This is a genomic window from Klebsiella sp. CSG-1 (assembly GCF_056521145.1).
Genome location: NZ_JBWNLD010000003.1, coordinates 236,094 through 248,966, shown reverse-complemented (window position 1 = coordinate 248,966; position 12,873 = coordinate 236,094). Strand labels below are relative to the sequence as shown.

General features: G+C 55.6%; 8 protein-coding genes. 2 read left to right on the top strand and 6 right to left on the bottom strand.

The window, feature by feature from the left end:
* Window positions 1-6 precede the first annotated feature (6 nt).
* From AC007G_RS09250 to ompK36, 5 genes are all read right to left on the bottom strand, one after another.
* Window positions 7-1,650, bottom strand: coding sequence for a multidrug ABC transporter permease/ATP-binding protein (locus tag AC007G_RS09250; protein ID WP_142630010.1), 1,644 nt, complete (start codon window positions 1,648-1,650; stop codon window positions 7-9).
* A gap of 78 nt (window positions 1,651-1,728) precedes the next feature.
* Entirely contained in the window at window positions 1,729-2,376 is a 648-nt protein-coding gene (gene alkB, locus AC007G_RS09245; protein WP_142630011.1) for a DNA oxidative demethylase AlkB, read from the bottom strand.
* Window positions 2,376-3,440, bottom strand: coding sequence for a bifunctional DNA-binding transcriptional regulator/O6-methylguanine-DNA methyltransferase Ada (ada, locus tag AC007G_RS09240; RefSeq protein ID WP_064384719.1), 1,065 nt, complete (start codon window positions 3,438-3,440; stop codon window positions 2,376-2,378). Before ada ends, alkB begins: the two co-directional genes overlap by 1 nt.
* Window positions 3,441-3,512: 72 nt before the next feature.
* Window positions 3,513-4,565 carry an FAD:protein FMN transferase ApbE gene (gene apbE, locus AC007G_RS09235; protein ID WP_142630013.1) on the bottom strand — a complete coding sequence of 351 codons (1,053 nt, stop codon included), beginning with the start codon at window positions 4,563-4,565 and terminating at the stop codon, window positions 3,513-3,515.
* Between the two features lie 103 nt (window positions 4,566-4,668).
* The gene (gene ompK36 / locus AC007G_RS09230) at window positions 4,669-5,760 is read right to left on the bottom strand and encodes a porin OmpK36 (protein ID WP_049265566.1); all 1,092 of its coding nucleotides are present in this window, start codon (window positions 5,758-5,760) and stop codon (window positions 4,669-4,671) included.
* A 774-nt stretch (window positions 5,761-6,534) separates the two neighbouring features.
* Here ompK36 and rcsD point away from each other — a divergent pair.
* Window positions 6,535-9,192: a phosphotransferase RcsD gene (rcsD, locus tag AC007G_RS09225; RefSeq protein ID WP_032686667.1), complete on the top strand. Its 2,658-nt coding sequence runs from the start codon at window positions 6,535-6,537 to the stop codon at window positions 9,190-9,192.
* 16 nt (window positions 9,193-9,208) lie between these two features.
* Complete coding sequence (gene rcsB, locus AC007G_RS09220) at window positions 9,209-9,859, top strand: response regulator transcription factor RcsB (protein ID WP_002913007.1); 651 nt, start codon at window positions 9,209-9,211, stop codon at window positions 9,857-9,859.
* 63 nt (window positions 9,860-9,922) lie between these two features.
* Here the strand turns inward: rcsB and rcsC are convergent, their stop codons facing one another.
* Window positions 9,923-12,778: a two-component system sensor histidine kinase RcsC gene (gene rcsC, locus AC007G_RS09215; protein ID WP_032695459.1), complete on the bottom strand. Its 2,856-nt coding sequence runs from the start codon at window positions 12,776-12,778 to the stop codon at window positions 9,923-9,925.
* Window positions 12,779-12,873 lie beyond the last annotated feature (95 nt).

Genomic DNA, 12,873 nt, shown 5'->3' with positions numbered 1-12,873 from the left:
GGTCAGTCAGGCGGTGCGAGCCACCGCATCCCGGGTAGCCAGCTCGCGCTCTTCTCCCGTCAGCTCTGTCAGCTGGCCGCCTCGCATCTCCAGCAGGCGGTCGGCATGCTGGAAGTAGTGATCGTCGTGGCTAATGGCGAAAACGGTTTTCCCCATCTGCTGCATCAACGGCAGCAGCAGCTGGTAAAACTCGCGACGGAAATGCGGGTCCTGATCCGCCGCCCATTCATCAAGCAGGATGATATCCCGCTCCTCCGCCAGCGCCAGCAACAGCGCCACGCGTTTTTTCTGCCCTTTCGACAGCTTCAAATCGACAATCCTGCCGTTATCCAGCTGCAGTTTGTGCGTCATTTTCAGGTACTCCATCCACTGGCCGACCAGCGCAGGGTTCGCCGCTTTCCCGCCAGGCCCCAGCAGCCGATCGAACAGCCAGACATCGGTAAAGACCGCCGAAAAAAGCTTGCGGTAATCTTCGGGCTTGTCCGCCGCAAGGGGCTGGCCATCCAGCAGAATCAGCCCGGAAGCCGGTTGATACAACCCGGTCAGCAGCATCGCCAGCGTGGATTTCCCGCTACCGTTGCCGCCAATTAAAAACACCAGCTCGCCGCGCTGTAGGGTCAGGTTAATCGGCCCGACGGCAAAGCTGTTATCCGGATAGTGGAAGCAGACGTCGCGCAGCTCGAGAGTCTGCCAGTGCGGGTGCGGTTCCGGCTGCGGGAAGTCGGCGCGATACGGTGTCAACGAGAAGGTATTCAGCTTGTTGAACGCGACCTGGGCGCTGAGCAACGTCGGCAGCGCTCCGACCGCCGAGAGCAGCGGCGTGCGCAGGAACAGCAGCGTCAGCGAGTAGGTCGCCGCCACCGCGGTATTCGCCCAGCCGAGGCTGTTTGCCATCCAGAACACCAGTCCGATGGCCCCCAGCATCATAATATTCGACCAGTTCACCGCGCTGAGATGGAACGTATCGGCGCGGATAATATGGTGACGATATTCGCGGGCATCCGGCAGATACAGTTGATTAAACACGTAGTCCGCGCGTTCCCGGTTGAGGGTTAGCTCTTTACGCCCTTCCAGCACCGTCTGGTAGTCGTGGTACAGCTTGTCTTCGGTTTCCCGCAGCGTCGCCATATGCCGGTAGACGCGAGCCACCAGCACAAACCCGCCCCAGATGGTCAGCGCCATCCACAGCGCGGTGACCATCATCATTTTGCCCGACAGCCACGCCAGGTAGGCGGCGGAACCAACGGTCAGGATAATCCCCTGCACCAGCTCCGGCAGGCGAACAAAAGCGATGGTGATATTACGAATGTCGCTGGTTAAACCGGCGAGCAGCGAAGCGCTACCGATCTTCTCGACCTTTTCGATTTGGCTATCAAGTATGCGTTTGATAAATTCGCCGCGCAGGCGGAAGACAAAATGGTGTCCCAGGGTGGTCAGAGCCAGCTGGGAACCCAGCGTCACGACCATCAGCAACAGCAATAAACCGAGAAATTCCGGCAGCACCGCCAGCGAGGTATCGACCACGGTCATCAGGCGCAGATTAATAAAGGCAATAAGCCCGAGTCCCAGCGCCGCGCTGAGCAGACTCAGGGCAATGACGGAGATAAACGGCCAGCGATACTGGCGCCAGACAAGCAGCAGAAGTTCCATAACTCACAATCCGGGCAAGCAAAACAGCCAGCAGTTTAAACTGCTCGCCAATGACATCAAGAATAATTCTTATTTTTGTTATTTCGCGCCGGCCAGACGGAAGGTGAGATTATAACGGCAGGCGCCGGTCTGCGGATGGTCGCCCTCTTTCAGCGGCTGGATACCGTGGTAAAACAGGCGCGATTCTCCGCCCCAGACCACCACATCGCCATGCTCCAGCAGCACGCGCTGCAGCGGATCGCTGCGCCGCAGACCGCCAAACTGAAACACGGCGGGCAACCCCAGTGACACCGACACAATAGGCGCCCGCAGATCGCGTTCATCTTTATCCTGATGCAGAGACAGCTTTGCCCCGGGCTGATAGCGGTTAATCAGACAGGCATCAGGAGCAAAACGGGGATAGCCGCAGGCAAGCGCCGCCTCCGCAGCCAGTTCGCGAAAGATCGTCGGCATCGACGGCCAGCGCTGACCGGTTAATGGATCGTCGGGGGCATAGAGGTAGCCGTGCATATCGGTGGTCCAGCCAACTCTGCCGCAGTTAGTCATCGCCACCGACATGGTATAGCCTCCCGGCGTCACCATTTGACGAAACGGCGACCGGCTGGCGACCTGCATTATCGCCTGGAGCAACGCCGCCGCGCGCGGGTGGGCGAAGCGCCGCAGAATGGCGGCCCCCGGCGCCAGCGGCTCCTGCCAGGGAGGCGTATCGGCGAATAAATCGAGCATCACTTCTCCTCGGTTTGCGCTTCCCGGGTCAACAATTGCGCTTTGCGGGCCGTTCCCCAGCGGTAGCCTGAGAGCGCCCCGCCCTCGCGGACCACCCGATGGCACGGGATAACAATGGCCAGTTTATTGGCCGCGCAGGCGCCTGCTACGGCTCTCACCGCACGGGGTTGGCCAATGCTCTGCGCGACCTGACGATAGCTGCGGGTCTCTCCTGCCGGGATCTGGCGCAGCGCCTGCCAGACGCGCTGCTGAAACGCGGTGCCGCGCAGATCCAGCGGTAGATTAACCGCCTGGCGAGGATCGTCCAGATGGGCGAAAACCTGGGCTACCCGTTGGCAAAAATGCGCATCTCCCGGCAGAAGCCGGGCGTGAGGAAAGAGGCGGGATAACGCATCAAGCAGCGCCGCGTCCTCTTCCCCCGGTAAAACGGCGCACACGCCCCGGTCACTTTCTGCGACCAGGCAGCGACCGACCGCACAGTCGCCGACAGTATAGACAATGTCGGTATCCTCGCCGCCGCGGCGAAACTGGCGGGCGGTCATACCTAGCGCGGCATCCGCCTGACGATAATAGCTGCTGCCTCCGGGAAAGCCTGCCGCTAACACGGCGGGCGTCACTTTTTCACCCTGCCCCAGCGCTTCGCGCAAACGTCGTGCACGCCATGCCTGCTGCCAGGCTTTCGGCGTCATTCCGGTGACGGATTTGAATAAACGATGAAAATGAAAGGGGCTGACCGCCAGCTCCTGTGCCAGTGCCTCAAGGGTCACCGGCGCTTCCTGTTCCAGCAGGCGACAGGCCCGGGTAACTTTGTCCACCTTCTGTTGCTGCGGATCGCTTCTATCCGGCTGGCAGCGCTTACAGGGACGAAAGCCATCGGCGATAGCCGCCTCAACACCGGGGTAAAAGCGCACATTCTCCCGCAGCGCTCGCCGCGAACGGCAGGACGGGCGGCAACAGATACCGGTGGTCAGTACGGCAAAGACAAACTGACCATCGGCTCGCACATCACGATCGCACACCGCCTGCCAGCGGCGATCGTCGGTATCAGCAATTATCGGTTTCATAACGGGCTCCTGCTTTAAGTGTATCGTCAGTCTGAATCAGCGCCCGATGAAAAAAACCCGAAATCTTGCTGTTTAATTCTTTTCGCCAACCAGGAAAGTGCGGAACTGCGGCGACATCCAGCTTTTAAACCCGTCGCCCTCTTTGATGATCATGTAGACCGCCAGCCCCTGCTGGCGCACCACTTCCTGCGCCCTTTCCGGCCCCAGCACCATCAGGCCGGTATCCCAGCCGTCCGCTTCCAGCGCCGTCGGAGCGATAACCGTGACCGAGACCAGTTTATGATCGATAGGCCGGCCGGTTTGCGGATCGATAACGTGGGAAATACGTTTACCGTCCAGCTCATAGTAGTTGCGGTAGCTGCCGGAGGTGCTGATCCCATGTCCGTTGATATCAACAATCGCCTGTACGGCATTCTCGCGATCGGTGGGTTTCTGGATGGCCACCCGCCACGGCTGCCCGTCGCCATTCATCCCCCGGCTGACCAACGCCCCGCCGACCGAAACCAGGTATCGGGAAATGCCCTCCTGCTCCATCAGGCGAGCCAGATGATCGGCGGCATAGCCTTCGCCAACGGTGGAGAGATCGACAAACAGATCCGGGATGTCTTTTTGCAGATATTGCCGATCCGCGTGGTTAATGACCGTCAGATGCTGGAGCCCCGTGCGCGCTTTCGCGGCGGCGATCTGCTGAGGATCCGGCGTTTTAACCGGTTGCTTGTCTGGGCCAAACCCCCAGAGGTTCACCAGCGGCCCCACCGTAATATCCATGGCGCCCGCGGTTTTTGCGCCGATGCGCAGCGAGAGGGTGACAATATCAGCCATCGCTTCGCTGACCGGCCACGGATCGGTCGTGGTGGCATGGTTAAAGCGCATCAGCGCAGAATCGTTTTTCCAGGTGGAGAGCAGGCGATCGTCGGCATCGAGCTGCGCCTGGACCTTCTGTCGCATCGCCTCGGCTTTGGCTTCATCAACGCCAATGACGCTGACCCGCCAGAATGTGCCCATCGTCTTACCATCCAGCACGGTCGCGGCACTTTTTGGCGCAGTGGGGGTGGTGGCTGAATCGCAGCCGGAAAGCAGTACGCAGACGCTGAACAGTGCGCTACGGAAAAAAGTGATATCCATAAAATCAGGTTCCTCTTGCTAAGGCAGCAAGATTACACCAGCGAGGTTAAACCGGGCATAAAAAAAGGCGCCAGAGGCGCCTTTTTTCGTCACTTCAACGTGCTTAGAACTGGTAAACCAGGCCCAGAGCAACCACGTCGTCGGTAGAGATACCGGCGTTACGGGTGAAGCTGTTGTCGTCCAGCAGGTTGATTTTGTAGTCAACGTAGGTGGACATGTTTTTGTTGAAGTAGTAGGTCGCGCCTACGTCAACATATTTCAGGATATCCTGGTCGCCGTAGCCTTCCAGATCCTTACCTTTAGACTGCAGGTAAGCAACGGACGGACGCAGACCGAAGTCGAACTGGTACTGAGCAACCACTTCGAAGTTCTGTGCTTTGTTAGCAAAGCCCAGGGAACCAGCGCGAGTTGCGTTGTAGGTCTGGGTGTACTGAGTTGCCAGGTAGATGTTGTTCGCGTCGTATTTCAGGCCGCCGGTGTAGGTTTCAGCGTGGTCGCCTTCACCCAGAACCAGTGCGTTCTGATCGTCGGTACGCTTGGAGCTAGCGTAAGCGAAACCAGCGCTGATGCCGTCCCAGATGTCATAAGTTACGGAAGTACCGAAACCGTCGCCGTTCTGTTTCAGAGCGCCACGACCGTTGTTGGTTGCGCCTTCGCCGCTAACGCTGCCGTTTTTACCCTGGTACTGCAGAGCAAAGTTCAGGCCGTCAACCAGACCGAAGAAGTCAGAGTTACGGTAGGTTGCAACGCCGTTAGCACGGGACTGCAGGAAGTTGTCAGAACCGTAGGTGTCGCCGCCGAATTCCGGCAGAACGTCGGTCCAGGAAGTTACGTCGTAAACAACGCCGTAGTTACGACCGTAGTCGAAAGAGCCCGCGTCGCCAAATTTCAGACCAGCAAACGCCAGACGAGTCCATGCCTGATCGCTGGAGCTTTCAGTGTTGTTCGCCTGAACGTTGTATTCCCACTGGCCGTAACCGGTCAGCTGGTCATTGATCTGAGTTTCGCCTTTAACGCCTACACGCATGTAGGTCTGGTCGCCGTCAACGCTCTTGTCGTCAGAGAAATAGTGCAGACCGTCGATTTTACCGTACAGGTCTAATTTGTTGCCGTCTTTGTTATAAATTTCAGCCGCATTCGCTGCGCCTGCTACCAGCAGAGCCGGTACCAGGAGGGACAGTACTTTAACTTTCATGTTATTAACCCTCTGTTTGTTATATGCCTTTTATTATTGCCACTGCTTACTGATTACCCTTCTAATCAGTCGGCTATATTCATTGTGCTGTAAAATGCAGAATAATCCAACAAGAATATGATACGAAAACTTCTAAGGTGTTTCAAAATGCGCACAAGATGTTTCAAATTGTAAGCGCAGGGGAACTTTTCTTCATCGCTAAAAAGCACTAAAATAAGCACCAATAATCAAGAAAATAAATTTTCTCAATGAAGTTCATGCAGTTACACGTTGTTTCATGTATAGCACTGAATGACAAAACAAAATCCACCCCGGCGACTAGAATAACTCTCGCTATCATCATTAACTTTATTTATTACCGTCATTCAGTTCTGAATGTCTGTTTACCCCTATTTCAACCGGATGCCTCGCATTCGGTTTTTTTTTACCCTTCTTTACATAACTTTAATTACCCTGCGATATCCATGGAAAAAAATAACGGTTATTAATCAATCACCTCGCAAGTGAGTAAAGTCTTATCGAGATAATTTCTTGTTATTTAGTGCTATTTATTGCGTAAAACAGGTAAATAATTGTACAAGGTTCGCCTTGTTGTACATCTCATTGCGCCCGCTCTTTTTAAGATAATTCTCAGGATTAAAAAAATTGCAGAACCGCAATCTGTAGTATGGATTTGATAAATTAGCCTTTATACTGCTTAGCGTATTCACTCTGCTAGCAGCTACCTGGGGCGATGCCCTGCTTACAAACCTTGATGAGTCGCTCCGTCACACGATGACCCAGAAAAAATTCTCCCTGATGCCAGGCAGCATCACCCGCTTCTTCGTTTTAATGGTCATCGTCCTGCTGGCGACGATGGGTGTTATGATCCAAAGCGCGGTCAATACCTGGCTGAAAGATAAAAGTTATCAGGTCATTGATGTCAGCCACGCGCTGCATAAACGCATCGATACCTGGCGCTACGCAACCTGGCAGATTTACGACAATATCGCCGCCACTCCGTCCAGCACCGTCAGCGATGGCCTGCAAGAAACGCGGTTGAAGCAGGATGTTTACTACCTGGAAAAACCGCGGCGCAAAACCGAAGCGCTGATCTTCGGATCCCACGACAGCTCCACCCTGGAGATGACGCAGAAAATGTCCAGCTACCTCGACATCCTGTGGGGAGCGGAAACCATCCCCTGGTCGATGTACTATCTGAATGGTCTGGATAACAGTCTGATCCTCGTATCGACGCTGCCGCTGAAAGACCTGTCATCCAGCTTTAAAGAGTCAACGATTACCAGCGTGGTTGAATCCCGTCGCGCAGAAATGTTGCTGCAGGCGAACACCCTGGACGAGAGGGAGACCTTTTCCTCCCTGCGCCGCCTCTCCTGGCAAAATGGCCACTATTTCACCCTGCGCACCACCTTTAACCAGCCGGGCCACCTGGCGACGGTTGTCGCCTTTGACCTGCCGATTAACGACCTGATTCCGCCCGGCATGTCGCTGGATAATTTCCGTATTGAACCCGACCCGGCGCAAAGCGCGGTCAGCAACCCGGAAAAAGAGACCGCCGATAGCGTCAATATCGACTTTAACGGTGCGCGGATTGAGATCATCACCAGCATTAGCACCACCGGTATGCGCCTGATCTGGGTGGTTCCCTTCGGTTCACTGCTGCTGGAGTCCCTGCAGAATATTCTCCTGCCGCTGCTGCTGATTATCGGCCTGCTGGCGCTAACGCTGTTCGGTTTCACGACGTTTCGTCATTTCAACGGCCGCGGCCGTCAGACCGGTACCGCCGTCTCTTCCGCGGCCAATAGCGAATTGCGCACCCTGCGCGCCATTAACGAAGAGATCGTCTCGCTGCTGCCGCTGGGGCTGCTGGTCCACGATCAGGAAGCCAACCGCACAATTATCAGTAACCCGATAGCCGATCATCTCCTGCCGCACCTCAATCTGCAAAACATCACCAACATGGCCGATCAGCATCAGGGGGTTATTCAGGCGACGATCAATAACGAGCTGTATGAAATACGCCAGTATCGCAGCCAGGTTGCGCCGCGGACGCAGATCTTCATTATTCGCGATCAGGACCGGGAGGTTCTGGTCAATAAGAAACTGAAACAGGCCCAGCGTCTGTATGAGAAAAATCAGCAGGGGCGCGTTGCATTTATGCAGCATATCGGCAGCGCCTTAAAACAGCCGGCGCAAAGCCTGGCCGAAGAAGCGGCAGCCATTGGCATTGCCCAAAGCCTGCAGCTTGCGCAGCATGCGGATCAGCTGGTACAGCTGGTTGATGAAATTCAGCTGGCAAATCTTCTGGAGAGCGACAGCTGGAAAAGTAATCCTGGACTGTTCTCCATTCAGGAGCTGATCGATGAAGTGGTGCCTGAGGTGCTGCCGGTCATTAAACGTAAAGGTCTGCAGCTGTTGATAAACAATGCGCTGCCGGCCAACGAACAACGCTATGGCGATCGCGAAGCGCTGCGCCGCACGCTGCTGTTGCTCATTCAATACTCGGTGACCACGACGCAAATTGGCAAAATCACGCTCGAAGTGAGTAAAGATGAATCCGCAGACGACCGGCTGACCTTCCGTATTCTGGATACCGGCAACGGCGTTTCCGGCAACGAAATCGACAATATGCACTTCCCGTTCCTGAACGAGACCCAGTCCGACCTGTATGGTAAAGCCAACGCCCTCACCTTCTGGCTCTGCGATCGTCTGACGCGCAGGCTTGGCGGTCAGATGAATATCAAGGCGCGTGAGTCGCTGGGAACGCGTTATTCTCTCCATCTTAAAATGCCGGCCAGCGAAGAAGAGAGCGACTCCGGCGAGCATCTGCTGGATGATGTCGTGGTGATGCTGGATATTACCGCCAATGAGGTCCGCCGGATTGTAGTGCGCCAGCTCGAAAGCTGGGGAGCCACCTGCATCACGCCGGATGAAAGGCTGACAAGTCAAGAATACGATCTCTTTTTAACGGATAATCCGTCTAATCTTACTGCTTCGGGCTTGCTTTTAAGCGATGATGAGGTCGGGATACGCAAAATTGGCCCAGGCCAGCTGCGTGTCAATTTTAATATCAGCACGGCAATGCAGGAAGCGATTCTGCAACTGATTGAACAGCAGCTGGCGCAGGAAGAGGGACAATCCACCTCTGCGGGAAGCGAGAGTAACGCCGAACTCCATGCCAGCGGCTATTACGCACTGTTTGCCGACACAGTTCCGGATGATGTTAAGAGGCTGTATACTGAACTGGCAACGAGCGACTTAGCTGCGCTGGCGCAGACAGCGCACCGCCTCAAAGGGGCGTTTGCTATGCTTAATCTGATACCCGGCAAACAGTTATGTGAAACGCTTGAGCATCTGATTCGCGAGAAAGATGCGCAAGGCATAGAAAAATATATCAGCGACATTGACGTTTACGTCAAGAGCTTGCTGTAGCAAGGTAGCCTAATACATGAACACTATGAACGTAATTATTGCCGATGACCACCCGATCGTACTGTTCGGTATTCGTAAATCCCTTGAGCAAATCGAATGGGTCAACGTAGTCGGCGAATTTGAAGATTCAACGGCACTTATCAATAATCTTCCTAAGTTAGACGCACACGTTTTGATTACCGACCTGTCGATGCCTGGCGATAAATACGGCGACGGGATCACGTTGATCAAATACATCAAACGCCATTTCCCGGATCTGTCTATCATCGTTCTGACGATGAATAACAACCCGGCGATCCTTAGCGCTGTGCTGGATCTGGATATCGAAGGGATCGTGCTGAAACAAGGCGCCCCGACCGATCTGCCTAAAGCGCTGGCGGCGCTGCAGAAAGGCAAAAAATTCACTCCGGAAAGCGTTTCGCGCCTGCTGGAAAAAATCAGCGCCAGCGGTTACGGCGACAAGCGCCTGTCGCCGAAAGAGAGCGAAGTGCTGCGCCTGTTCGCCGAAGGGTTTCTCGTGACCGAGATTGCTAAAAAGCTGAACCGCAGCATTAAAACCATCAGCAGCCAGAAGAAATCGGCGATGATGAAGCTGGGCGTGGAAAACGATATCGCGCTGCTGAACTATCTGTCTTCCGTTTCTCTGAGCGCCACCGACAAAGAGTAACGCTGCCTGCCCGGATAACGGCGTCGCGCTTTATCCGGGCAAGTACACAATCGGTTCCCTGCCCTACTCCCTTTCCTGACGTTCTTTACGCACCCGCGCGGCGTAGACCGCCAGCGTCTGCTTGATAATATCGAGCGTCACCGGTTTAGACAGACAGTTATCCATACCAGACTCCAGACAGCGCTGTTTCTCCTCAGCCAGTGCGTTGGCGGTCACCCCGATTACCGGCAGGGTCATTCCCAGCTCGCGGATACGTTGCGTCAGGCGATAGCCATCCATATTCGGCATGTTGACATCGCTCAGCACGATATCGATATGCTGTTTGCTCAGCACGCCCAGCGCATCGACCCCATCGTTTGCCGTCACGCACTGATATCCCAGCGAGCCAAGCTGGTCGGCCAACAGCCGACGGTTAATCGGATGATCGTCCACCACCAGGATCATCATATCGTCATTGCTGGCGACCTGCGTTTCCGGAGCAGCGAGCGCCGGACCGTGTTCGGTGGTCGTCACCGCAATCCGGAAGATACGTCCCAGTAGCGGCAGCAGCTCGTGCGGTGTCGTCACGCTGTGTATCCACTCGCCGGGCGCGCGTTCCAGCGGAATACCGATATGGCGGCGACAGAAAATCACCGCCGCACTCCCCTGCCAGCGAGCATCCGGCTCATCATCCGTCAGCAAAATATCATCTGCACCGGGCTGCTGCCCGTCATAGATTTGGGCGTGAAGACCGTGATGGGTAAGCAGCGACTCGACAAACAGCGCCAGGGAGGTATTGCGGATAGCCAGCCAGCAGCATTTACCCACCAGACCATCAATCACCAGCGGCGAGCGGTTTTGCACGCCGTACAGCGGAATACGAATGGTAAAGCGGCTGCCCATTCCCGGTTCGGTTTCGACGGCAATATCGCCGTCCATCATGCTGATGAGCTTTTCACATATCGCCAGCCCCAGACCGGTCCCCTGGAAGTTGCGCTGCACGCCGGTCCCCACCTGGAAGAACGGGTCAAACAGGCGCACCACCTCTTTTGCCGGGATCCCTTCGCCCGTATCGCGCACGCTAATTTGCAGGTAATCCCCGGCACACTGCACGTGCAGGACGATGCAGCCGGTGTCGGTAAACTTAATGGCGTTGCTCAGCAGGTTAGAAATGACCTGCTGCAAACGCATCGGATCGCCGGACATCAGCTGCGGAACGTCAGGCTCGATAAAGCAGTAGAGCCCCAGCTGTTTACGTACCACCAGCGGTAAATAGTTGGCCGAGATATGGTTCATCACCTCACGCGGCGAAAATTCGCCGGGTTCGATTTTCAGCTGCTCGGATTCAATTTTCGAGAAGTCGAGGATATCGCTGATGATTTTCAGCAGCAGGCTCGAGGAGTTATTCATCGCCGTGACCAGCCTGTCGACGCCCTTCGGCAGCTCTTTGGTTTGCAACAGGTCAAGGTTACCGATAATTCCATATAGCGGCGTACGCAGCTCATGGCTGACGGTGGCGAGGAACATCGATTTCGACTGGCTGGCCTGCTCCGCGGCCTGCGCCATCTCCTGCAACGACTCTTCCATCTTGACGCGGGCGCTGACGTCCACCAGCACGCAAATCGCGACGTTTTCATTGCGATAGCGCGAATGCACGAAGCTAATCTGCAGGTTGGTGTTGTTACTGGTCAACACATCCACGAAGTTGACCTGCTGGCCGCAAATAATCTGCGTTAACCGCTGCCGATCCTCATGGGTTAACATATTGAGGTAGTTGTGCGCCAGTTCGTTGCTCAGAATATTGGTGCCATCGAGGGTGCGCAGGATACAAATTCCCACCGGCGCCGACGCGACAATTTTACGGTTGAACTGCTCATGCTCTTCCAGCCGCTGGGCATCATTCTCCGCCGGGATAAAGATCCGCCGCTCATACATCCGCGCCAGGGCAAACAGAATCACCCCGGTCAGAATATTCAGGACAATCGCGTTGATAATCAGCATCCGGATACGTTCAAGCACCTGATCGACCGACACGGAATAGACAATGCTTAACGACGATGGCGGCAGGCTCTTCTTCAGCGCCAGCTCGCGGAAACCCGCGGTGTAGCCAAACCAGATCCGCTCCTGCATCCAGCGGGCTTCGCTCTTGATTTTGTTATCCTGCCCGGCAAGAGAAATAAGCGGCTGCCCGTTGTCGTCGAGAATCGTGACGCTCATTGGCAGACTGCCCGGCGTAAAGAAGCTCTCCATACGAATGGTCTGCTCAATACCCAGCAACGCCTGCAGGCGGTTTGCCATATAAACCGGCGTCAGGGCGTAAAAATAGCCCACGCCCGGACGCACGCCCTGGCTTATCCAGAACAGGTTGTTGCCGCGCTCGTTTTGCGGCGCATCGCGGTACTGCTCAATACGCTGGTGCAGCACTTTCAGCGCCTGATCGCGCTCCAGCGGCATTTCCCGCAGGCCAAAGTTGGCCATACACAAATTATCGCTGCCAATGAGAAAGATGCGGTTGAGGTCATAGGCCGCGGAAAAGTTATCGCGCCAGTAGCGCATAAACCACGCCAGCGACTGCAGAGAGTTGCGCCAGGTGGCGCCCATAGTCCCGCAATCAGAATCAGGGTACAGCGGCTCGAAATCAGGGACGGCGATGTTGCCGCCCGGAGCGGGAGTCGCCCCCCCCTCGCCGCCGCTGGTCGGACGGTTTCCCGCCACGTATTTCAGCTCTTTAATCACATCCGCGGTTCGCTGGATATAGCGCTGTGCCTGATCGGCATTGAGGTTAAATTCCTGGCGGATTTCCGACTCTCTGTCATGCAGGGCATTGACGATATAGAACACGGAAACGAAAGCGATCAGCATCCAGAGCAGTACCGCCAGCGCTCTGAACAGGTAGCGTGAAACCTTTAGCGTGGTATGAAAAGAGGCAAGATATTTCAATGGGGCGATACTCGGCCGTCAGGGACTCAACAGAATGGGGTTAAGGTAGCGGTAAACACGTTTCGTCGCAACGTTATACTCTCTGGATTTCGCGT

Bases quoted from the DNA above. Each gene is read 5' to 3' on its own strand.
- ompK36 (WP_049265566.1), bottom strand. From the start codon at position 5,760: ATGAAAGTTAAAGTACTGTCCCTCCTGGTACCGGCTCTGCTGGTAGCA.
- apbE (WP_142630013.1), bottom strand. From the start codon at position 4,565: ATGGATATCACTTTTTTCCGTAGCGCACTGTTCAGCGTCTGCGTACTG.
- alkB (WP_142630011.1), bottom strand. From the start codon at position 2,376: ATGCTCGATTTATTCGCCGATACGCCTCCCTGGCAGGAGCCGCTGGCG.
- rcsB (WP_002913007.1), top strand. From the start codon at position 9,209: ATGAACACTATGAACGTAATTATTGCCGATGACCACCCGATCGTACTG.
- ada (WP_064384719.1), bottom strand. From the start codon at position 3,440: ATGAAACCGATAATTGCTGATACCGACGATCGCCGCTGGCAGGCGGTG.
- rcsD (WP_032686667.1), top strand. From the start codon at position 6,535: ATGACCCAGAAAAAATTCTCCCTGATGCCAGGCAGCATCACCCGCTTC.
- AC007G_RS09250 (WP_142630010.1), bottom strand. From the start codon at position 1,650: ATGGAACTTCTGCTGCTTGTCTGGCGCCAGTATCGCTGGCCGTTTATC.